14 protein-coding genes are annotated in these 24,033 nt (G+C 46.2%); 10 read left to right on the plus strand and 4 right to left on the minus strand.

Translation table 11 applies throughout. The features are described from left to right. Positions 1 to 462: 462 nt before the first annotated feature. Positions 463 to 1,686, minus strand: a complete 1,224-nt coding sequence (locus tag DWU89_RS13940) for an ATP-binding protein (protein WP_115500245.1) — start codon at positions 1,684 to 1,686, stop codon at positions 463 to 465. A gap of 236 nt (positions 1,687 to 1,922) precedes the next feature. On the opposite strand from DWU89_RS13940, the gene DWU89_RS13945 reads away from it, so the two are divergent. The 8 genes from DWU89_RS13945 to DWU89_RS13980 all read left to right on the plus strand — a co-directional run bounded on the left by DWU89_RS13945 (position 1,923) and on the right by DWU89_RS13980 (position 18,867). Continuing rightward, the gene (locus DWU89_RS13945) at positions 1,923 to 3,578 is read left to right on the plus strand and encodes a helix-turn-helix domain-containing protein (protein WP_115500270.1); all 1,656 of its coding nucleotides are present in this window, start codon (positions 1,923 to 1,925) and stop codon (positions 3,576 to 3,578) included. Between the two features lie 120 nt (positions 3,579 to 3,698). Further along, positions 3,699 to 6,596, plus strand: a complete 2,898-nt coding sequence (locus DWU89_RS13950) for a peptidase M26 (RefSeq protein ID WP_115500246.1) — start codon at positions 3,699 to 3,701, stop codon at positions 6,594 to 6,596. A 12-nt stretch (positions 6,597 to 6,608) separates the two neighbouring features. Continuing rightward, the gene (locus tag DWU89_RS13955) at positions 6,609 to 9,617 is read left to right on the plus strand and encodes a M26 family metallopeptidase (protein WP_115500247.1); all 3,009 of its coding nucleotides are present in this window, start codon (positions 6,609 to 6,611) and stop codon (positions 9,615 to 9,617) included. Positions 9,618 to 9,830: 213 nt separating this feature from the next. Beyond that, the gene (locus DWU89_RS13960) at positions 9,831 to 12,179 is read left to right on the plus strand and encodes an ABC transporter permease (protein WP_115500248.1); all 2,349 of its coding nucleotides are present in this window, start codon (positions 9,831 to 9,833) and stop codon (positions 12,177 to 12,179) included. 14 nt (positions 12,180 to 12,193) lie between these two features. Continuing rightward, on the plus strand, positions 12,194 to 14,563 hold the full coding sequence (locus DWU89_RS13965; RefSeq protein WP_115500249.1) for an ABC transporter permease: 2,370 nt from the start codon (positions 12,194 to 12,196) through the stop codon (positions 14,561 to 14,563). Positions 14,564 to 14,594: 31 nt separating this feature from the next. Further along, on the plus strand, positions 14,595 to 15,275 hold the full coding sequence (locus DWU89_RS13970) for an ABC transporter ATP-binding protein (protein WP_115500250.1): 681 nt from the start codon (positions 14,595 to 14,597) through the stop codon (positions 15,273 to 15,275). Between the two features lie 191 nt (positions 15,276 to 15,466). Further along, positions 15,467 to 17,848 carry an ABC transporter permease gene (locus DWU89_RS13975; protein ID WP_115500251.1) on the plus strand — a complete coding sequence of 794 codons (2,382 nt, stop codon included), beginning with the start codon at positions 15,467 to 15,469 and terminating at the stop codon, positions 17,846 to 17,848. A 77-nt stretch (positions 17,849 to 17,925) separates the two neighbouring features. Then, positions 17,926 to 18,867, plus strand: a complete 942-nt coding sequence (locus tag DWU89_RS13980; protein WP_115500252.1) for a sugar phosphate isomerase/epimerase family protein — start codon at positions 17,926 to 17,928, stop codon at positions 18,865 to 18,867. Positions 18,868 to 18,925: 58 nt separating this feature from the next. Here the strand turns inward: DWU89_RS13980 and DWU89_RS13985 are convergent, their stop codons facing one another. Then, positions 18,926 to 19,354: an HIT family protein gene (locus DWU89_RS13985; RefSeq protein WP_115500253.1), complete on the minus strand. Its 429-nt coding sequence runs from the start codon at positions 19,352 to 19,354 to the stop codon at positions 18,926 to 18,928. 292 nt (positions 19,355 to 19,646) lie between these two features. On the opposite strand from DWU89_RS13985, the gene DWU89_RS13990 reads away from it, so the two are divergent. Together DWU89_RS13990 and DWU89_RS13995 are read left to right on the plus strand one after the other, a co-directional pair. Continuing rightward, positions 19,647 to 19,952 carry a hypothetical protein gene (locus tag DWU89_RS13990; protein ID WP_115500254.1) on the plus strand — a complete coding sequence of 102 codons (306 nt, stop codon included), beginning with the start codon at positions 19,647 to 19,649 and terminating at the stop codon, positions 19,950 to 19,952. Between the two features lie 155 nt (positions 19,953 to 20,107). After that, positions 20,108 to 21,391, plus strand: a complete 1,284-nt coding sequence (locus tag DWU89_RS13995; RefSeq protein WP_115500255.1) for a hemolysin family protein — start codon at positions 20,108 to 20,110, stop codon at positions 21,389 to 21,391. 63 nt (positions 21,392 to 21,454) lie between these two features. On the opposite strand, the gene DWU89_RS14000 is transcribed toward DWU89_RS13995, so the two are convergent. Together DWU89_RS14000 and DWU89_RS14005 are read right to left on the minus strand one after the other, a co-directional pair. Continuing rightward, positions 21,455 to 22,141 carry a potassium channel family protein gene (locus DWU89_RS14000; protein ID WP_115500256.1) on the minus strand — a complete coding sequence of 229 codons (687 nt, stop codon included), beginning with the start codon at positions 22,139 to 22,141 and terminating at the stop codon, positions 21,455 to 21,457. 15 nt (positions 22,142 to 22,156) lie between these two features. Then, positions 22,157 to 23,977, minus strand: a complete 1,821-nt coding sequence (locus DWU89_RS14005; protein WP_115500257.1) for a TrkH family potassium uptake protein — start codon at positions 23,975 to 23,977, stop codon at positions 22,157 to 22,159. Between the last annotated feature and the right edge of the window lie 56 nt (positions 23,978 to 24,033).

Here is a 24,033-nt window from a genome sequence, read left to right on the forward strand (position 1 = left end):
AACCAAACAAATGTTAATCCACTTTTTTGACCTCAAAAAGGTACTTTTTCACCTTTTTAGAGCGTTTCCAACATTTATGACCGTCCTCTTTGCCATTATGACCGTGCTAATGTGTAGTGCACTCGGCACCTCGCGAAGATTAGGACGGTCGTAATGGCGATTTGAACGGTCGTAATGGGAAAGAGGACCGTTTTCATGGCAAAAAAGCCCCTGAATTTCCTTGGGATATTTGGAACGTCGTCCGTTTTGTTTTCAAATAATCGATTCTCCAGGAGTTAAGGTTTATCACTTTGCCGGCGTTTCCGTCTTTCGGTAATCAAATTGTACGCTTTTTGGGATAACCTCAGCACCTCATTCCGTTCGGTGTCAGCCGGAATGGTTAAAACCGTGAAAAGAGTCAATCCAAAATAGATCGAAATTTCAGACGAAATAGAAAAATAGCCCGGGAAGGGGGTTATTGTATTATCCCCACGTTGTATCTGTTAAGAAATCGGCGATATGTTTATGCCTTACGCCTTCGATGTTGTCCTGCCACGTTTCGTCCATGCTTACCACGAATTTCGGGTAATGGTCGTTGATCGAGAGCAGGGGAGCGAACTCCCTGTCGACGGTTGTTTCGGATGCTAACAGGTAGGTGACCTGGATGTAGATTTTTTCTTCTTTGCGTATTGCGACGAAATCGATTTCCTTATCGTCCTGTTTGCCGATGAAGACATCGTAGCCTCGCCTGACCAGTTCCCAATAAACGATATTTTCCAATGCTCCGGCTATCAGGCGGTCTTTGTAACCCATGACAGCATAGATGAGTGAGAGGTCGCTTACGAAATATTTTTCGTTGGTCTGCAGCTGCTCTTTCCCTTTGATGTCGTAGCGGGGGACGCGCCGGATGACGAAAGCCCCTTGCAGGGCATCCAGATAGTTGTACAGGGTATTGATGTCTACCTTGCGTTGCTGGCTTTTAAAGTAATCGGCAATGTTTTTGGCATTCAGCCGGTTGCCGATATTGTCGAACACGAATTTTACGACCCGGTCCAGCAACTCCACGTTGCGGATGCCATGGCGTTGTACCGTATCACGCAGGATAACGGATGAATAGATATCGTAAACCAGTTTGTAAATGTCTTCATATTCATAGTCGGCAGTATGGACTGCCGGGAATCCTCCCATACGTAGATATTTCCGGAATTCTTCCCGGAGTGTTGTTTGATCTGCCGGCTGGGGAATCTCGTGAAAGACCAGGTATTCGCGGAATGAGAGCGGCATGATATGGAAACTGATATAACGTCCCGCCAGGTAGGTGGCAAGTTCCGACGAGAGCATCCTCGAATTGGAGCCGGTCACATAGATATCCACATCCCAGTCTGCCATGAATGAATTGACCGCCTTTTCCCAGCCTTCCACTTCCTGTATTTCATCCAGGAGGATATATATCTTTCCGTCAGCTCTTTTTCTAACCTCTTTTATGTGATTGTATAAGGATTTGGCATCTGTGATGTCCATCCATTCGAAACTTTCGAAGTTCATATAGACGATCTGCTCTTTCCGAACACCTTTCCTCAGCAGTTCTTCCCTGATCAGTTGCAACACGACCGATTTTCCGCAACGGCGGATACCGGCTATCACCTTGATGAACGGGCGGTCCATGAAGGGGAGTATCTGGTTCATATATAGTTCTCTTTCGATCATTGTTCGGGGTTTTTATAGTTATACCCACAAAGATAGTGCTTTTTCTGAGAGTTTTTAGGGGTATAACCCTAAAAACTCTCTCTATAATAGAAGTTCTTGCCTGTTCCTTTTTTTTCAACCCAGAGGTCGCATGAAACTGATGTGTTTTTTCGTACTCTTTATGTTTTCTTGTTATATATGCCTTGGTATTTCGTAAAATGCGTATATTTGTTTGAATGATTTTAAACAAAGATGTGATGAGAAAAAAACTTTTCCTGTTTGTTTTCTTGCTTTGTGTATGTCTGTGCCGGGCTGATACTGCCACCGGAAGGAATAAATATATTTTTTTGATGCGTACCGCCATGTCAAGCAATGATATAGCCGATTGGAATGCGACAGTTGATGATGCGATCCTACGGTGTGATACCCCGGCAATTTGCCAATCGCGGTTGAACCGGATGCAGTGTCTTTTCAACTTCTATTCCGCTGATTCGGCGATTGCCGAGGCGCGGGAGTGCCTTCCTTTTATATTGGAGGCAAAGCAATACAGTTTTTATTTTTCCGCTTACAGTACTTATATATCCGGACTGTTTAAGCTAAGACGGTTTGACGAAGCCAAAGAAGAGGCTGTCGTTATGTACGAGACGGCTCAACGGATCAATCAGCCGGTAGGTATGGTTATGGCTTTGCAGGTGCAGGGAAGCATGTATTATAAATTAGGTCTATACGGACAGGCGCTCATGGTCCTTGAAAAGGGACTTGCGATATGTCCTTCTTACGAGAACGGCAAGAACCAAGTCCTCTATGTATCGGCTGTGCTATATGAATGGTTATTTATGACGGTTTTGAAAATGGATGATGTGGAGGGGATAATCCGCTATGCCGGAGATTATGCCACCCTTGTGAAGTGGAGGGAAGAACATGAGAAACCGGATCCTACCGGCCATTATCCCGTTACGGCCCGCGCCTTTTTGGCTTTGTCTCTTTTGAAGGACGGACAGGTGCAAGAGGCAAAACGTCTGTTGGATGAGGCTGCTTCTTTTATCTATCCCCAGATTCCGGCAAACGCTTATGAGCATTTTTACGAAGCCCGTTGTGCCTTGCGGCAAGCGGAAGGAGATTATCGGGGGGCGATTGAGGATATGGATATTTTGTTGGCGGCACATAAAGGCGACCTTTCTTTTTATATGGACGACCTGTTGAGGAAAGCTGAACTGTTGGCCTATTCCGACGAACCCCAGTCTTGTGCACCGTTCTACCAAACCTATATACAGATGAAAGACTCGGTAAACAGTTTGAATATCAACGCAAGGATAGATCAACTACATACGCTTTTCGAGGTAGACCGGCTGAACAGGGAGAAGCGAAATGCCCGGATCTGGATGATTTGCGCCTTTACCGGTTGTTTATTACTGGTTTTACTGCTATCCGGCTATATCGTCTATTCCCGGCGATTGAAAGCGAAAAACCGGATACTTTACCGTCGTATCCAGGAAAAGCTTCAACGGGAAAACAAAGCGGTCGAAACGATCCGGCAGATTCCGGAGGGTGATCTCTCCCGGGAATTACGCTTATTCATAAGCCTGAACGAATTGCTGGAAAATGAAAAACTTTTCACCTCTCCGTCCCTCAATAGGGATGAACTGGCGAAACGCTTGGGAACCAACCGTACCTATTTGATGGAGGCCGTACGTGCTTATGGCGGCAACATGACGGTCGGGGAGTTTCTCAATGATTTCCGCTTGAAACATGCCGCCGGCTTACTTACCCAACCCTCCGGCCTTTCAATCGACCGGATCTGTTATGATTCGGGATTTGCCTCCCGTTCGGTTTTTTATCGTCTTTTCAGGCAAAGCTATGGCATGTCGCCTACCGAATACAGAAAACTTTCGGAAGAAAATAAGGAAGGTTAAATATTTAAACATCAGTCTTTTGCTTTATACGGACAAAAGTTTTGCGCCACACGGACACCTGTTAAGGTAAATATTTACACATTTAGGACAAACTTAGTAAATCCTAATATTTGTATGTGTATGAAGACAAACTGCTTTTATCTGTTACTCTTTCTTTTTGTCCTGTCCGGTTGCTCGGATCGTGATGTTATAACACCCGAAACACCTCCGACTTCCAGGGACGTTTATGAGGGTCCGCAAGACCAGGTCACTTTCTCGAATGAGACGGAGGATTTCTCGTACGGCGAACTCACTTTTTATTTCAAGACACCCGACGGTAGCATCATCCATAGGAATGCCAAGCACCAGCGGTTTTCCGGTGTATCCCATTTTTCAATGGAAAGAGGTTTGAAAGAGGGTAAATATCTACTGCTGTATCTCGAATATACAGTAAAATCGGAATGCCCGGATATTAACGGGTTAAAACGGAAATTTGGCTTATGTTGTAAATTGAATGTGACGAAAGAAGGTATCCAGTTGGAAAGCACATACGCCGGCAATGCTAAATTATTCGGCAGTGGAACCCAGGACGATCCGTATCTGATCAGCAGCCCTGAGGATCTGACTAAAATCAGATATGCTATCCAGAATGGCGTGATTACTTCGTCTTCCTGCTTCTCTCAGGTACACGATATTTATATGGATGACTATAACAAACAGTGTGGTTGGGAAGGCAATTGGTACCAGATAGGACAGAGCAGTACTCATCCGTTTACCGGCTATTATTTCGGAAATGGATATAAAATCCTGAATCTAACCATGTCTGACCAGAATAAAGTCGGTGCCAGCTTGTTCGGATACATAGACAAGGCAGCTATCATGGACCTGGAGATATATCACGCCAATATCACCGGTCTTAGCGCCGTGTCGGCCATAGCCGGCGCGGTCGTTACATCGGGAAGTGGACGCGATGCCTCCTTTATAAAAGGATGTAAGGTGACTTCGTCAGTGATAGCAGGCCGCCAGAAAGATGGTCTGGCCGTTGGTGGAATTGTCGGTTGTGTGGATCCTGATGTGAAGCTGTGGATAGATTCCTGTAGCGTAGAAACGACCTACTTGTCCGGCGCTATCGCTGTAGGCGGTATCCTGGGAGGCGCCAACCTGAGGTCGGCCACGCAAATTACAAACTCGCACAACTCGAATGGCACTGTTGATGCTTTATATACAAATGCCGGTGGAATAGTCGGTTATGCAGACTCCTTGTATGTCTATCTTTGTACTAACAGTTCGAGTGTTACAGGTTATAAGGTAGAAAATGGTAAACCGGCTGGTGTTCCTTCTACCTCTCTTCTTAACCTCGGTACAGGAGGTATTGTGGGCGGAAGCGGGATCAGTACGATTATTACCTGCAGCAACGAAGGAAAGGTGTCTGGCTATAGAGGGGTCGGAGGAATCCTGGGCAGCACATTGGTGTCAGTCAATCCGGAGGCCAGCTATAACAATACGTTCGTCGGATATTGCTCTAACAAGGGAACAGTCAAAGGTGATAGCTATGTCGGAGGTCTGTGTGGCGAGGCACAATTGGCTGTGTATAAATCGTATAATGATGGAGCTGTCGAGGCTGCGAATGAATATGCCGGAGGTATAATAGGGATGACCCCGTTGTCTACGATTTCCAACTCGGTCAACTTTGCGCCCGTATCTGCATCCGGCTATGCCGGTGGAATGAGTGGCATGATGGTGACTGGTTCCCTGGCTTTGGATGTAAACATGGGACCGGTGTCTGTCAAGGGGAGCCATGTCGGAGGTATGATCGGTATCGGTGGAAGTTGTCTGGCTGTGAACTATTGTGCCAACTTTGCCAATCTCTCCGGAAATACGCGTCTCGGCGGCATCATCGGAGAAGTCGGAGATAAAAGGGTGTGGACTGCGAGGGATAAAATTTCTGCCATATTTGCATCTGCTGAGTTTTTAGTCTCGGTCGCAGGTGTTATACCTATTCCCGGTTTTGTCGGGAAAAGCGGAAAGGCTATTATCGAGGCAGTATTCACCACACACGATCTTGTGATGACAGCCGTCAATTATTTTACCCTGGAGCACGAATTTAAGCATCTGCTCGACCCCATAGAACGGAAAGTCTTTTCAAACACGCTAAGCGGGTTAATGGCTATGGGAATGGAGACGTTGGAGTCGGATATGGACCAATTGCTGGTCAGTAGACTCTCGGTCTCTTTTAAGGATAAAGATCTGCGGAGAGATGAGATGATCAACGCATTTATGAAGAACAGGGCCGATGTTGTAAAATGGTATGAAACAGGTTCCAACCACGAGATCTACCGTGATGCCATGAATTACAAAAGAGATGCGCGCTACGAACATCTCTTGAAGAGGAAACAGGTCGAATCGATTGCCCATTCCCTGGTGGATGGCGTATGTTTCTATGCCGGAACAGTTGCGATGGTGGTGGGGATGGTTGCCACGCCTGCAACCGGTGGGCTCAGTCTGGTGCTCTCGGCGGCGGGAGTTGTTATTAGCGGAGTCGGGTATGCCAATTCGATGATCGCCCTGGCAGATGATTTTGCCGAGAATGCAGTGGTGGTCACCCAATGTGTCAGCTTCGGAAACATGAACGTTACCAGTTCAGAAAAGTATAACGGCGGGCTTGTCGGAGAACTGGCGCAAAACTGTCTTGTCTCGGATTGTCTGAACGGCAGTGACGGCTATGCGGGCGGGGCGCTTGTCGGACATCCGGAGAGAGTTGCCGAACTGAAGAACTGTTTGAACATCGGTTATGGTTGGCCTAATATGGCCTATAATGACGCTCAGGGTAGCCGATATGTGAATCTTTATTACTGGAATGCCTTTCCCCCGAGTCATGAATATCCTGAATATCAAGGTTTGATATTAAATCAGCTGAATAGGAAGAGTAGTTATAGCGGTTGGGATTTCAGCGTACGTTGGTCGTTACCTGATACAAACATCGGCAGTTTCCCTGTTCCCTACCAGTCTGAGATGCAATATGAGAAACCTAAACAATAAAAACAATCGTATATGAGAACGACAAATAAGCCTGTATGGCATTTCTATTTATATTTGATAATCCTGTTGGTTGCCGGAGGTTGTTCCGATGATGATATCCAGCGTAACAGTTTCGGGTCCACACTGACGGAATCAGGCGATCATCTGATTAGTTCCTTTACTTTGCCCGAAGGTAAGACGGAGTTTGTTGATGACGACGGAATCATCTATTTCCAACTCCGGTCTTTGAGCGACAATAGTCATCTTGATTTTGAAGGGCGGTTGAAGCGTACCTCCGGTCTTCTTTCGTGCGACCTTTTTATCCCTCATGGCCAGGCTATTGTCGACGGAGACTATGTCGTCTGGATACGGAAAGAGGCCGATGGAGACATCTATCCGCAATGTTATCGCCTGACATTTCAAGACCACATGGTCTGCGGCGTACAAAGCTCCCTGCATCAATACGACCAATTGGTAGGAGAGGGTACCGATACGAATCCATACTTGATTTCCTCTACCGAAGATTTCGCCTATTTGATGCGACAGCTTCTCATGTATGACAGTGACTACGGTAAAGGACAATATTTTAAACAGATATGTAATATCGATGCGCCTGTTACCGAATGCCTTTACCAGGGAAACGGTTATAAAAGCGCACCGTTTGCCGGGATATACGATGGTGGCGAAAATAAGATAAGCCCCCTGCGGTACACCGGGACAAATAATAGTGAGAAAGATTCTTATGTCGGTCTCTTTTCTGCTCTTTATGACGGTGCAGTCATACGAAACCTGAGTATTGGGGACGCGCATATACAGAAGCCTGCCTCCAAATGCGGTTTGCTGGCAGGAGCAGCACAAGGAAATGTCCGCATTGAAAATGTAACAGTGAGCGGGGAAATAACTACAGGGGGAGAAATGATCGGAGGTCTGATCGGCTATGCCGAAGGAACTGGGAATACACCGGGTAATCTTACGATTCAAGACGTTAAGGTTGATGTCGGCTTTGTAGGATGCGGTCCTTATACGGGAGGCCTGATCGGCTGGGCGGAAAATGTCCACATGAACGTAAAAAACATTGGATCTAATTATCCGTTCGGTTCCCTTGAAGGTGGAGAGCATTCGGGTGGTTTAATCGGTAAATTATATGGTAGAATAGACGCGGATAGTATTCGGTTTGCGCATTCCACAGATGATAGGGATATGGTGATTGTCTCCGGAAAAAGCTTTACGGGCGGCCTGATCGGGGAACTTTTTATGACTGGCTCATGCTCTTTAAAAAATGTAACGATTAATTATCCGATCAGCGGAACTTCCGAAGTGGGTGGCCTGGCCGGGAAGGTTGTCTCTGATGGTGCAGCCCCCTATACGTTGGCGATAGACTCGTATCAGTTGCCTTTAGGGAGTCTTATGGTCAAAGGAAATGGTTACGTTGGCGGGCTAATCGGCTCTTTGAATCCTCCCGATGGCGGAGGCATCACCTTGCAATTTGCCGGGAACTCATTATTAACATCTAATATAGAGGTGGCAGGTGATTATGGCGGAGGCGTTTTAGGGCGTGTCTATAATACGAATATAGAGTTTCAAACTTCATCTACCCTGACAATAGACATAGGGCATATAAATGCGACGTCTCGGGGAGGCGGTTTTGCAGGTTATATGGAATCTTGCGGGACGGTCAATCTCGGTAATGTCCGAATGAGCGGCTACACGGAAGTTAATGCTTTGGAATACGCCGGTGGTTTCGCCGGATCCCTTCTGACTACAACTCTCCAGGGAACGTACAAGCCGGTGTTCAGCCGGACCGATGTGGTTGTCAATAACTCCGACAAGGCATTTTTTTCAGGGAAAGTGAATAGCGGAGCCCTGTATTCGGGAGCTAAATATGTCGGAGGCCTGGTCGGATGGGCTGAAAAATCCAGAATCAACGGCTTCTATGTCACCCCTACTGTCACCGGTGTGAACTATGTGGGAGGAATTGCCGGATATATCGTTGATACGCCTGTCGGGGATTGTGCAAGTAAGTGCGGGGTGTTCAATGGCACAGGTTCAGGCTCCGAGGCCTTGGGAGGGCTCATCGGGTATTTGTGCAGCGATTGGGCAGAATGTGGCTACGAGAATCTGATCAACTACTCTTCAGCTGTGATAAGCGGCGGAACGAATGTCGGCGGGATAATCGGCCACGTGGAAAGTAAGGGTACCGGTGTCGTGATAAAGTTGACGAATGCTGTGAATCTTGGAGATGTGTCGGTGAACATGACGGGCGGCGGTATTGTCGGATGGTGTTCAGGGAACGGTTCGTTTGAAATTTATAATGCTGCCAACTATGGGACCATTAAGGGAATACTCGGGGATAAATCTTCCGGATTGGGCGGTATTGCCGGTACGTGCGCCTATCGTACAACAGTCTATAACTCGGTGAATCATGGGACCGTTATGACCGGAAGCAATGCCGGATACATGGGCGTAGGCGGCCTGGTCGGCTATTTTAGTGGTGGAAACGGGATGCATATCCGGTATTGCTGCAACAGGGGGACAGTCGATTTTCCGAAGTCGAAGGAAGATTACGGTTGCGTGGGTGGTATTTTGGGTAAAGTGGAAGGTGCTAAAAAAGACGACGACAATCATATCCTGGATTGCTATAATGCCGGCGAAATTAAGGGCCAGCAAGGAGGGGCATCTACGACGAGTGGCGATCATCGAGGCGGCATTGCCGGCTCCCTGGGTTCAAACAGTCGTTGCTACCGGGCTGTCAATACGGGTAATGTCGAGAAAGGAAACGGAGCTGTCGGGACAACCGATCTCGTAACAAGGGATCTGACACACCTTTATATTCGCAACGGAAGTGGAAAAAATTGGGAGTCTTCGATTGTCAGCGATGCCGACAAAGGTAAGCAAGACCTATATTCGGGATTTGATTTTAAAGGAATAAACGGTCCGGACTATAAGCCGGTGTGGAGCTTGGATGATGCCTCTGTAAACAGTGGTTTTCCATATCTGCATCCGGATAGGTGTTACTTCCAGGTTGCGGAATATAAGGAATAGTAACAATGGTACGCGTTTAGCATGAGTACCTGACCATGAGGGATATGGTGGGATAACCAGCTTTGCATAAAGTGTCAAGAAAATAGACAGTGGTGTCAAATAATTAGACACTGCTGTCTATTCTGCTTTTATTTATCTGATTGATTATTTGATTGTTATGTTGTTTGGCATATTATTTGCTGCTTTTCATGAAATAACCAATCATATGAAGATATGAAGACTTTGTTACATAACTTTTCCGGCGTATTCCGTCGGTTTAGGTTACCGACAGCCTTGAACTTGATAGGTATGTCCGTAGCCTTTGCTGTGTTTTTGATTCTGATGATGCAGATGACGTATGAGTGGGGGTTCGACCGTTTTCATAAACATGCCGATTGCCTTTACAGACTTGAAATTACGCATGAGGATTATGGAGGGCAGGCTTGCCTGAACCGTCCGTTGATAGATGCTTTCGTGGCTTCTTCCCCGCATATAGTGAAGGGGGCGCTTTTGAATGGCTTTGTCGATAAACAGTATGTGATGGTTGAGCATGACGGAAACCGGGAGTCTTTCCTCGAGACCTTATATCCTGTCTCTGCGGACTATGCCGATGTGTTCGAGCTTACAATGGTCGAAGGAGACCGGTCGGCTCTGTCCGTTCCCGGCCAGGCGCTGATATCGCAGGGGATGGCTCAGAAGTTTTTCGGCTCATCTTCCGCATTGGGACAACAATTGGTGGGAGAGGGCTGGACGGTTGTCGTTGGCGGCGTCTATAAGGATCTTCCGGAAAATTCCATAGTGCGGAATGCTATTTACAGGAAAATATCCGATCGGGAAGGGGCAGGACAATGGGGTATGAATAATTACGAGTGTTACCTCCGCCTGGATGATCCGGCTTCCGCCGCCGGATTGGTTAGCAATTTCAAACGATATTTCCGGCATGACCAGTTGAACTGGGAAGAAATGGACTTGCGCCTTGTCTCCCTGCATGAGGTTTATTTTCAGACAGACAGCCATTTCGATACACAAAAACAGAAAGGCAGCTATACCTTGTTGCGCTTGCTGTTGGGCATCGCTTTCCTGATCGTCGTGATCGCTGCGATCAACTTTACCAACTTCAGCAATGCACAGGTCCCGATGCGGGTGAGAAGCATTAATACGCAAAAGGTATTGGGCGGTGGTGTCGGAATCATCCGCCTTTCTTTGGTCTTGGAGGCGGTAGGGATTTGCCTGGTTGCATACCTGCTGTCTTTGTTTTATATCTATGGCCTGTCGCGAAGTTCGTTTGCCGATATTGTGGTCGGCGGGCTTTCGTTGGAGGGTAGGTTGCCTTTGATCCTCTGTACGGGAGGATTTGTCGTTGTGATCGGGGTGTTGGCCAGTTATTGGCCTGCCCGGTACATCACATCTTTTCCGCCGGCATTGGTGTTGAAAGGTAATTACGGCCTGTCTCCGAAGGGAAAGAAGTTGAGGAACTGTCTGGTCTGTTTGCAGTATATCGTTTCTTTTGTCCTGATCATCGGAGCTTTGTTTGTAAACCTGCAAAACCGGTATATGCTCCATCTGCCGCTCGGATTTGACAAGGAGCAGGTGGTTGTCGTCGGAAACCTGACGAACGAATTGAAGAAGCAGCCGGAACTGATCAAGCAAAAATTAGGAGGAATGCCGGATATCGAGTCTGTCTCTATGGTCTCGCACCTGATTGGCGCAACGGATAACTATACGCGCATGGGACGCACTCGCAACGGCGAAGAGATACAGTTTTTGTTGGTTCAGGCAGATCCCTCGATCCTGGATGTTTTGGGAATCAAGCCGGTTGCCGGAAGGAATTTCCAGGCAGAGGATGCGTCGGGTGACGGCACGTATATCTTTAATGAGATGGCACGCAAGCAATTTGAACTCGAACCGGGGGATATCCTGTCTCTGGATTGGGGCGATTTTCATGCACGGGAACAGATAGCCGGATTTATGCCGGACCTGAAATATAATTCTTTCAAAAGCATAACGGAACCTTTTGGCTTTTTTGTCGGAAAGAATACTTATCTGTCCAAGGTGATGATCCGTACTCACACCGGTGTCGATTATACGGATTTGAAGACGGCTCTTACGGGCGTTTTACATGATATAGACCCGAATTACCTGCCGGAAATCAGCCTGTTCGATGAAGTTCAGGACTATCTCTATGAAAAAGAGCTGCGGGTAGGACGCCAGATCACCTTCTTCAGTCTGGTGACGGTGTTGATCTCGCTGATCGGAGTTTTCGGGGTTGTAATGCTTGAAAGTGAATATAAACGGAAAGAAGTTGGCATTCGGAAGGTTTTTGGTGCAACGATTGGCGAACTGTTACGTCTCTTTAATAAGACGTATTTGCAAATCGCGACAGCCTGTTTTGTGGTTGCCGTTCCGGTCGCCTATTATGCGATCATCCGTTGGCAGGAAAGTTTTATTTATAAAGTAAGTCTTTCATGGTGGATTTTCGTATTGGCTTTCTTGTCGGTAACGACCATTACTTTATTAACTGTCTCTATCCAGAACTGGCGCGTGGCAAATGCGAACCCGGTTGACAGTCTTAAAAGTGAATAAATAACAAATCGAGTATGAAAACGATCTTACGAAACTTCTTTAGCGTACTTCGCCGTTTTAAAGCGGCGACACTTCTCAATGTGTTGGGGTTGAGCATAGCCTTTGTAGCCTTTATGCTGATTATGATGCAGGTGAATTATGATTACACCTTCGACTGCAGTCACCGGAATGCGCCGTCTATATTCCGTTTGGATCTTGTGCGAGAAAAAGGTTCCCAGGCAATTATCTGTCGACCTTTTGCACGGGCGTTTACCGAATCGTCTCCTCATATTGAGGGAGGAGGGATTATGGAAGGTTGGACAAGCAGCTATTTCTTTTATGTGGAGCAAAACGGACAGCGGACCAGCTATAAGGAAAACACCGTAAATGTAACTCCTGAGATACTGAAAGTCTTTCATTTCGACTGGTTAGAAGGAACTGCACAGGCATTGGACGAACCGAACAGTATTATCCTTCCGGAAAGTATGGCGGAAAAACTTTTTGGGGGTGGATCGGCAATGAACAAGCAATTGATCTCTTCCAATCCGAAGGAGGATGCAAAAATCGTGAAAGGTGTCTATAAGGATTTTCCTCTTAATTCGTCCTTGCAGAACGTGATATACACTTCCATGAACCCGAAAGATAATTATAATAGTTGGGGTAACTGGAACTATCTATTTTTTGTCCGCCTGGACGATCCGGTCAATAAAGATGTTGTGTTGGATACTTTTAAAAAGAATTTTAATGCAAAAGAAGCTTTTGGCGATGATTTCGATTGGGAGAAGGAGGGCATGGATCTTCGTTTGACCTCCCTTCCCGATGTCCATTTCCTGAATAATGTCGATTTCGACTCGATGCCGAAGGCAAGCCGGCAGACGATACTTGTGCTTTTCTCCATTGCTTTTGTTATCCTTATTATTGCCGGCATTAATTTTACGAATTTCAGTACGGCGTTGACTCCGATGCGTATCAAGAGTATCAATACGCAGAAAGTGTTGGGGAGCTCCGACCGTATGTTGCGGGGCTGTCTGTTGATGGAATCGGTTTGTGTCAGTATTTTTGCTTATCTGCTTTCGCTCCTGCTTTTATATCTCGCACAGAAAACGCCGATTGCTTCGCTGGTGGATGCTGATATGTCGTTCGGTGCACAGCCGGGGATTATCGGTGGCACGGCCTTGATCGCTGTGATTGTCGGAATGTTGGCCGGCCTTTATCCTTCCTATTACATCACTTCTTTCCCGCCGGCATTGGTGCTTAAAGGAAGTTTCGGGCTTTCGCTTGCCGGACGCCGGATGAGGAGCTTCTTGGTGAGTATTCAGTTTGTGGCTTCCTTTATCCTGATTATCGGCTCTTTATTTATGTATTTACAGAACCATTATATGCAGAATGCGCCGCTGGGATATGATAAGGAGGAAATGATTACGATTCAATTGAATAATAAGATCAACCAGAATCGGGATGCTTTCACGAACCAGTTGAAGACGTTTGCCGGAGTTGAAGACGTGACTTATTCCCAGTTCCTGTTGGCCAGCCAAGATCAGTATATGGGTTGGGGGCGTGATTATAATGGAGAACAGATTAGTTTCCAGTGTCTTCCTGTCTCTTCTTCTTTCCTGAAAGTGATGGGAATCGAAGTGAAGGAAGGACGTAATTTCCGGTCGGAAGATGACCTGAAAGAGGATGGCTGTTACATTTTTAATGAAAAAGCAAAAGCGTTATACGACTTGAAGTTGAATGAAAAGATAGATGGTGACGAAATTATCGGTTTCATCCCGAACATCAAGTTCGCTTCTTTTCGTCAGGAGGTTTCCCCGATGGCCTTTTATTTATGGGGAAAATATCAATGGGGGCAGGAAGGTAATTATTATAATACAGGCTATGTGAAGTTTAAAGCCGGAAGCGATCTTCGCGCCGGGATGAAACATGTGCGCGAGTCGTTGTCCAAGTTTGATTCGGAGTACCCTTTTGTGGTTCGTTTCTATGATGAGGTGATGCAACGGACGTATGAAAAAGAATTGAAGATCGGTTCGCTGATAACATTGTTCAGTCTTATCGCTATCTTTATCTCGATTGTGGGCGTGTTCGGACTGGTTGTGTTCGAGAGCGAATACAGGCGGAAAGAAATTGCCGTACGCAAAGTGCTGGGATCTACGACAGGCCAGATCTTGTATATGTTCAATGTGAACTATTTCTGGATTCTGTTGATCTGTTTTATCCTGGGTGCTCCGGTTGCCTGGTATGGTGTTTACCGGTGGTTGGAAAACTTTGCTTACCGTACGCCGATGTATTGGTGGGTATTACCGTTTGCATTCCTGGTTGTGGGTGTGATTACGGTGGTAACGGTGACATTCCAGAATTGGCATGTGGCAAATGAGAATCCGGTAAATAATATAAAATCAGAATAACAAATTACAAATCATAAATAAAAGAACGGTTATGATTAAGATCGAAGGTTTGAGTAAGTTTTTCCGTACGGAAGAAGTGGAGACGATCGCGTTGAACAATGTCTCCCTGGAAGTGAAAGACGGCGAGTTTGTGGCTGTCATGGGCCCTTCCGGTTGTGGCAAGTCTACCTTGCTGAATATCCTGGGTTTGCTGGACAACCCGACATCGGGCGACTATTATCTGGCGGACAAAGAGGTCGGACATCTCAAAGAGAAAGAACGTACGCAGGTTCGTAAAGGGAATATCGGTTTCGTATTTCAGAGCTTTAACCTGATTGACGAATTGAATGTGTTCGAAAATGTGGAACTGCCGCTTACCTACCTGAAGGTGAAAGCTGCCGAGCGTAAGCAGATGGTGAACGACATCCTGAAACGGATGAATATCAGCCATCGTGCCAACCACTTCCCGCAGCAGCTCTCCGGAGGTCAGCAGCAGCGTGTGGCCATTGCCCGTGCCGTCGTTTCGAATCCAAAGATCATCCTCGCCGATGAGCCGACCGGTAACCTGGATTCCAAGAATGGTGCGGAAGTGATGCAACTCCTTACCGAACTGAACCGGGAGGGAACGACGATCGTGATGGTAACCCACTCCAAACATGACGCAAGTTTCGCTCACCGTATCATTAATCTGTTCGACGGTAGCATTGTTTCGTCGGTAAACGAATTTATATAAGATTGTAATTGTAAAGAAAATGGACAGGTGTGTCAAATAATTTGACACTATGATAAAGATGCTGGTTGAGTATATTGTTGATAGTTAATAATATATGGGTTTTGGCACACTATTTGGATAGAATATATCAGTAGTCCTTGTAGACCAAGTCACGGCTACGGCAGAAAGAATAAAAATAATGACAATCTGATATGAAAACGATTCTAAGAAATTTTCTAAGTGTGTTGAGAAGGTTCCGGCTGGCTACTGCGTTAAACGTGGTGGGCTTGTCGGTGTCCTTTGCTGCTTTTATCATTATTATGATGCAGGTCCGCTATGAACGGACGTTCGACAGTTGTCATCCGAACGTTTCCCGTATCTACCGGGTGGAAGTGGACATGAAAGAATATAAGGGTTCGACTATTCTGGCCCGCCCGTTTGTGGATGCAGTTATCCAGTCGTCGCCTTTGATCGACGCCGGGACTTTGTTCAATCCGTTTACCGGCGAATACTATTTTACGGTTTTGCAGGGACAGGATAAAGTGGGCTTTAAAGAACCGTTTATCACTTGTTATCCGGAGATAACGAAGATGTACCATTTCGATATGGTGGAGGGCAATGCCGATTGCTTGAATGATGTGGAGAAGGCGTTGATACCGGAAAGCATGGCGCGCAAGTTTTTTGGCGAAGGTTCGGCTGTCGGCCAGCGCCTGAATATGGAAGAAAGTATCTGGAGCAAGAATACGGATGGCTTTCTGGTTGTAGGAGGGGTGTATAAAGATTTCCCTGGCAATACGCAGTTGAACAATGTGATTTATACGGCTATCTATGACGATCGTACGAAGGACGCTTGGGTCAGTAATAACTATTTCTGCTATCTCATGCTGACTCCCGATGCATCACCGGAAACCGTAGCCGACAATTTTAACCGTACGTTCGATTTCAGTAAATGCTATAAAGGAGAAGAGGATGTACACATCAGGCTTCGTCCCTTCAGTGAAATTTATTATCTGAACGAATCGCAGGATGGCCGCCTGGTCAAGAGCGGTAATCCGGAGACGACAAAGTTGTTGCTGATGATTGCTTTCCTGATTATTATCGTGGCGGCTATTAACTTTACCAACTTCAGTACGGCATTGACGCCTTTGCGCATCAAGAGCATTAATACGCAGAAAGTATTGGGAAGTTCGGAGTCTGTTTTACGTTTGTCTCTTTTGGTGGAAGCGATGGGAATTGCTTTTCTTTCGTTCTTGATTTCTTTGTTCTTGATTTATGTGTTGAACCGTCCGGAGATACTGTCTTTTGTAAAGGCAGATTTGGCATTGAGTCACAACATCGGCTTGTTGGTTGCGGTCGGTGGCTTGTCATTGTTGGTCGGATTGGCGGCGGGCTTGTATCCGGCCTGGTATATCACTTCGTTTCCGCCGGCGCTGGTGCTGAAAGGTTCGTTCGGGCTTTCGCCTGCCGGCCGCAAGCTGCGCACTTGCCTGATGGGATTCCAGTTTGTGGTGTCGCTTGTCCTGATTATCGGGGCACTCTTCATTTACCTGCAGAATCGTTATATGCAACATTTTCCGCTTGGATTCGATAAAGACCGTATCGCGGTAGTGGAACTGAACGGCAGGATGGCGACTAAGAATAAGGATGCGTATGTCAATAAGCTGAAAGAATATCCGGGGATAGAAGACGTTGCCTTTGCACAGGAAAAGTTGGGAGCGCAGGACAGCTATATGACTTGGAGCGGAGTGTATAAGGAGCAGAATGTGGGTATCAATGCTCTGCCTGTTTCCTGGAATTTTATCGATGTGATGGGGATTCAGCGGGCCGGCGGACGCCAGTTGACCGAGGCGGATGAAAAGGGTAAAAAGCTTGTCTTCGTCTTATTCGATGCCATGCGCAAACAATATGATATGAAAGATGGTGATTCTTTTATGATACCTTGGTTGGAGGCGGATGATCCGATCGAAATAGCGGGTTTTGTAGAAGATGTTCATTTTACCTCTCTGCGCAGCAAGCTGGAAAATACCGCCTTGATTATAAATTATTGGGGACAGTTACCAGTGTCTTATATCCGGATCAAGGCGGGTACGAATCTGCCCGAAGCGGTAGATCATATCCGGAAAGTCGTGGCCGATATTGATCCGGCCTATCCGGTGGATGTGCAGTTCTACGATACGATATTCGACAGTCTGTACCGCCAGGAAGAGAACCTGAGTATGATGGTGTTCCTGTTTAGTCTGTTGGCGATAATTATTTCTCTGGTAGGTGTGTTCGGTCTGGTCGTGTTCGAGTCGCAGTACCGGAAGAAAGAGATCGGTATCCGCAAGGTGCACGGTTCGACAGTCGGAGGCATTTTGGGGATGTTGAGTAAGCGGTATGTCGCAATCGTGCTGATATGCTTTGTCCTGGCAACTCCGCTTGCGTATTACGGCGTAACGAAATGGCTGGAGAACTTCACATACAAAACCCCTATTCATGTGTGGGTGTTTGCTGCAGCTTTGGTCGTGGTAATGCTTATAACGCTGGCTACGGTTGTTTTCCAAAGCTGGAAAGCGGCTACGGCAAATCCGGTGGAAAGCATTAAAAATGAATGATAATAACCTTTTCCGGTAAATATCTGAAAAGTTTCAGAATAAAAGTATATCTTTGGAGAATCTAAATTTAATAGACCATGATCAATAGAAGAAATTTTTTGAAAAATGCGTCCCTGTTTACGTTAGGTGGCTTGATGGCCGGTAAAGTAGGGAATGCCGTTGCAGCCCAGCCTGCAACACCTGCTGTATCGGAAGCGATGGCAGCAAAGAATATCGGTTTACAAATCTATTCTTTAGGCAAGGAGTTATACACGGATGTTCCGGGTGGAATGAAGAAACTGAAAGGGATGGGATACGAAACCTTGGAGCTTGCCGGCTATGGTAATGGCAAGATCAATGGTGTCGACATGATGGAATTTAAGAAGATGGCGAATGATGCCGGTCTTAAGATCATCAGTTCCCACGTGAATCCTCCTGTTCGCGAGTACACGAAAGACAACTTGGCGCAAATTAAGGAATACTGGAAAAAGACGGCTGACGACCATGCCAAGATCGGTGTGAAATATTTGGTTCAGCCCGGCCAGCCCAGCACCCGTAGTGTGGAAGAAACAAAATATGTATGCGAAGTCTTCAACGAAGCCGGAAAGATTGTAAAAGCTGCCGGTATCCCGTTCGGATATCATAATCATGATATGGAGTTTGCAAAAGTAGTTCCCGGCGGTAAAGAATTGAAGTTCGGGCGTCACAATAAGGGCGAAAAGGTTTACGACATTTTCCTGGCAAACACAGATCCTTCCCTCGTATTCTTCGAAATGGATGTTTACTGGGCTGTTATGGGCCAGCAGGATCCTGTCGAATATATGAAGAAATATGCGGATCGTATCAAAGTATTGCATATTAAGGATCGTGCTGTTTTAGGAGAATCCGGAATGATGAATTTCGAATCGATCTTCAAACAGTTCTATGCAAATGGCTATAAAGATTATTTCGTTGAGCTGGAAGGTATTGGCGAAGGCAAGCAATTCGACGGAGTGAAAGGTTGCGCCAATTATCTGAAGAAAGCATCATTTGTGAAGTAAATACATTAATAATATAATGGTTGCATCGTAGGGGCAGGTTCCAAACCTGCCCTTTTTATTACAACACCTCTTTTATCTTTTCAATCATTTCCTGATATTCCGCATCCGATAAATAAACCTTCTGCGGGTTCATGGCGAATGTTCCGCCGAAATCCGGTCCGCCTTCATATTTGGGAGCCAGGTGGAAATGAAGATGCGACAGTTTATCGGAATAAGCACCGTAATTTATCTTTTGCGGATTGAATACTTTCTGCATCGCGCGGGTTACCCGTACGACATCTGCCATAAATGCATTCCGCTCTTCGTCACTGAGCATATTCAAATCGTGTACATGGTCTTTGTAGGCTACCAGGCAGCGGCCTCGATAGGTCTGTTCCTTAAACAGGAACAACCGGGATACGGACAAGGGGGCAATTTCGATCATCAGATCGTGTAAAGTCTGATTGTTCTGGCAATACAGACAATCTTTGGGATCACTTAAATTCATATTTTATTAGATTTCATTAATGATGTGGCTAAATTAACAATTAAAATGGAGATTGGCGGGAGATTGGGGTGTTTATTGTAGAAAAAATACTCGCGTTCTACATCTTGTTCTACAGGTTTTGTCTGGCATCCGGATATGGCATTGCTGCTTTATGCTTTGTTTTTCAATTATTGCGTGCTTTGTGTGTCCGGCCGGCATCGTTCATGGTATAATCCTTGTACTAATCTTTTCAGATTGTATTTAAAGTTTAGGTTTTAATTATTGGGTATAAACTTATTAAATTAGTAAAGTCATGAAAAAGATTGTTTTAATGGTAGCAGTAGTAGCATGTGTTGCATTTGCATCACAAAGTGCACAAGCAGTAACGGTACAGGCATCAGTTGAAAACGTTATGCAGGATGATTTCGTGAAGATCGAAGTGAAAGATCTTCCCCAGGCTGTACAGGATGCAATTGCCAAGTCTTATGAAGGAAGTACAGTGAAAGAAGCATACGTCGCAGGTGCCGATGGTGCCAAGAAGTATAAAGTCGTACTTGCAGACAAAGATCAGAAGGAACAAACGGTTGTTCTGAATGAAAAAGGTGAAGTAGTTGAATAGTACGTATCTATCTATTAATATACAAGGCCGTCCTGTCTGAGAAGATAGGATGGCTTTTTTTATATATTAATTGGAAATATTTTCATCTTGTTAGATATTGTGGTTCGAATAATTCATATCTTCGCCTCCATAATCAATCGCTGTGTACATAACAAATGGAAATTGTCATTATTATTGGTCTTATCTTATTGAACGGACTTCTCTCCATGTCGGAAATTGCTTTGGTGTCGGCGCGTAAGGCGCGTCTCGAACTGGAAGCAAAACGAGGTAACAAATCTGCTCAAACAGCTCTAAAATTAGCAAACGAACCGGACAGATTTCTTTCTACTATCCAAATCGGAATTACGTTGATCGGTATTTTAACAGGTTTATATTCTGGTGAGGCTTTCGCTTACGACTTGGCGGAGCATGTGCGCCATGTTCCTTTCCTGGAACCTTATGCATTGGGAATTTCTAAAACTACAATTGTCGTTGTCGTTACTTATCTGACGCTGATCGTCGGCGAGTTGGTGCCCAAGCGTATCGGTATGGGCTATGCGGAAAAGGTTTCGATGTTGGTTGCCAAACCGATGAATCTGCTGTCGATGGTTGCTTCTCCTTTCGTGTGGTTACTGTCCAAGAGCACGGCGTTGACCGTAAAACTGATCGGGACGGATAGCGCTGAAGAGAATAAAGTGACGGAAGAAGAAATCAAGGCGATCGTAAAAGAAGGCTTTGACGGGGGAGAGGTGCAGGAAGTGGAACAGGATATCGTGGAACGTGTCTTTAATTTGGGAGACCGTAAAGTCGGTTCTATCATGACGCACCGCAGCGAGCTTGTATGGTTGGACTTGACAGACAGCATTGAGCAGATACGCGAAAAGGTGCAGGAAAATCTTTTCAATATCTATCCTGTCGCTTCCGGAAAGTTTGACGAGATCAAAGGTGTTGTCTACCTGAAAGACCTTTTTGGCCGCATCGACGAACCCGGTTTTTCTTTGGAGCAGGTGATCCGTCCTGCCGAATTTATGCCGGAGAACCAGAGCGTGTATAATGCTTTGGAACAGTTTAAGCAGGCGCGTGCGAAATATGGTATCGTAACGGATGAGTTCGGTGGCATACAAGGTATCGTTACCCTGAAAGATATCATGGAAGGATTGATCGGACAGGTGCCGGAAGTTGGAGAAGAAGCCGAGATCGTCCAACGTGCCGACGGCTCCTGGTTGGTGGACGGGCAGTATAGTTTCTATGACTTCCTCGAATATTTCGACTTGGAAGACCTGTATGCCGAACATGACTATAACACGTTAAGTGGTCTGATCCTTGAAATCCTGGAACGGGTTCCGAAGACAGGCGAAAGGTTGACATGGTTGAATTTCGAGTTCGAGATAGTCGATATGGACGGCGCCCGCATCGATAAGGTTTTGGTGAAGAAATTACCGGAAGACGAGGTATCGTAATTATTCCATGCCCATCCGTCCGAAATTCCATGCCCATGGAAAACGGATTGCATGGGCATGGAATTATATTTCGGCCAGTTTATGCAGGACCTCCATCTTGCCGAACAGGATCAGCAGGTCGCCTTCTTCTATTGTCAGGTCGCCGGTGATTTTGCTGATCACGGAATATTGGATTTGTTTCAGTCCGATCAGGTTGCGTTCTTCTTTGGGGCGTTCGATGCCGACAAGGCGCACGCCGAAATTTTCTTCCAGGTCTATCGTCTGTAAAGTCTGCCCGACGAAGGTGGCGGGCGCTTTTATTTTATACAGATGATGGGTGTCTGTCACTCTGTACCATTGTTTGAACCGTTTCCCAAATAAAGATTGGGAGGCGTACATACCTGCAAAATCATCTTCCGGCGTAATAATCTCGGTCACGCCGATCGAGCGGATCACCGCTTCATGGATAGGAGAGATTCCCCGTACGACCAGCTTGTTTGCATCCAGATTTTTAAGCATCGCAACCGTTTGGATGGAGGTTCCGAAATCTTTACCGAAGGTGACGAAGATCGCATCCATTTCGTTTAGCGGCAAGGTGTTCAGTGCGTCCTTGTCTGTCGTGTCGAGACTGATCGCTCCCGAGATCGTATGCTTTACGGCTTCGATCTTATGCTGGTCGACGTCGACGCCGATCACTTCATTACCGATGCGTGTCAGGCTTTCAGCGATGGCACGTCCCAGGTTCCCTAATCCGATTACTAAATATTTCATACTGTATAGCTTATGTTACATTAATATATTCTCTTGCGGATATGTGTAGTTCTTCTTTTTATATTCTTTGCTGAAACTGATGAAGAAGGTCAGTATGCCGATACGGCCGACCAGCATGGTAAAGATGATGATCAGCTTTCCCGGCAGGCTTAGCATCGGGCTGAAATTCAGGCTTAGCCCGACTGTACTGAGTGCAGACACCGTTTCGAATGTCAGTGTAAATACCGATGCGCCTTTTTCCGTGACGGACAAGAGCCATACTGCCAGGCCCAACCAGCAGAAATAGAAAACAATCGTTGCGAAAGCCCTGCGTATGGTATCCCGGGAGATTTCACGTTTACGGATTTCCACATTCTCTTTCCCCCGGGCGGCATTGCGGGCTGTCAGTAAGGCGACACATACGGTTGTCACTTTCAGGCCTCCGCCGGTCGACATGGGAGCTGCTCCTATGATCATCAGGATCAACGTCAACATCAGTGTGCCGGAGGTCAGCGAACTCATGTCCGCCACACAAAAACCTGCCGTACGGGGCGTCGTGGCTCCCAGGAACGCATTGGCAAGCTGTCCTCTGAACGGCAATCCGGCCAGTGTGTTATTCATTTCCAGCAGGTAATAGAAAACTGTTCCGCCTGCCAGCAATGCCAGTGTGCTGATCATTACGATATATGTGTTGATATTGATGATACGTGGTGTATGGATGTAATGTTTCTGCTGTCCGATAAGGATTTTGAAGCTGTTGACAAGTAAATGCCGCAATAGTTTCAGATAGTTGAAAACGATCGGGAATCCCAAGCCTCCGAATATGATCAGCAGGGAGATCCAGACATGCAGATTGTATTTGTGAATCACCAGCGGGTCGTACATATTTCCGCTCAGGGTCGATATTCCCGCATTACAGAATGCCGAGACTGCATGGAACACGGCATAGAATACCTCTTCCTGCATCCCTCCCGGCAGAGAACCTTTCACATCCATATAGATCAGGTACGCGCCGACTCCTTCGATGAAAAGGGTCACGAACAGGATGTTGAGGATTACCCTGAAAAGCCCGTTTATCCGGTCTTCGTTGAGCATATCTTTCAGGACGAGCTTGCTGCTGAAAGAAGAATGTCCCATAAAAGACAAAGCAAAAAAGCTGGTAAAGGTCATGACTCCGATCCCGCCTATCTGAATCAGGAACATAATGATGATATGTCCTGTCTGGGTAAAAGTCGTGGCCACATCAACCGTTGTCAGTCCGGTGACGCAAACGGAAGTCGTCGATATAAACAAGGCGTCGATGAAGTGGATGCCGTGAACCGTGGCGTTAGGCAGCATCAGCAGTCCCGAACCGACCAGAATGACAAATACGAAACTTAGCAGGAACAGGAAAGACGGCTTTATATGGCTTTGCAGCAAGGTGAAAGTCTGCCGCGACAGGTGGATGACGCTCAACAGCAACAGCAGGAAATAAATAAACAGCGGCTCTGTCAGAAAGCTCAGGTAGGGCAGCGATTGATGGATCGCCTCCTTGAAAAAAACCTTCCCCGACAGAACGGCGAACAGGAAAAAATAGATTCCTATATCCAGATAGAGCAACTTCTCCTGTATGATCTCTTTGAACTTCAAAATGTACCGGAGCGAAATCCCTGTGAAAAATGCCAGCAACAGATAAATCCGGCTTGTTTCCAGCATATGGGTGACGTGAACCGAATATTTGAATCCGAACTGGTAGACCAGCGTAAAGAGGGTGGCGATCGAGGCGATAAGTATAATCCCTTCTGCAATCATATTCAGCAAACCCTTCATGTTTGCCCAATACATACGGAGAGAGAATTGTAGATGCTTGAAATCCATGTCTTGTCTTTTTAAAAGAACAAATGTATTAAATAAATGTTAGAAGCATGAGCCCT

The sequence above is a fragment of the Parabacteroides acidifaciens genome (genome assembly GCF_003363715.1).
In the GTDB taxonomy this organism is placed as follows: Bacteria; Bacteroidota; Bacteroidia; order Bacteroidales; family Tannerellaceae; genus Parabacteroides; species Parabacteroides acidifaciens.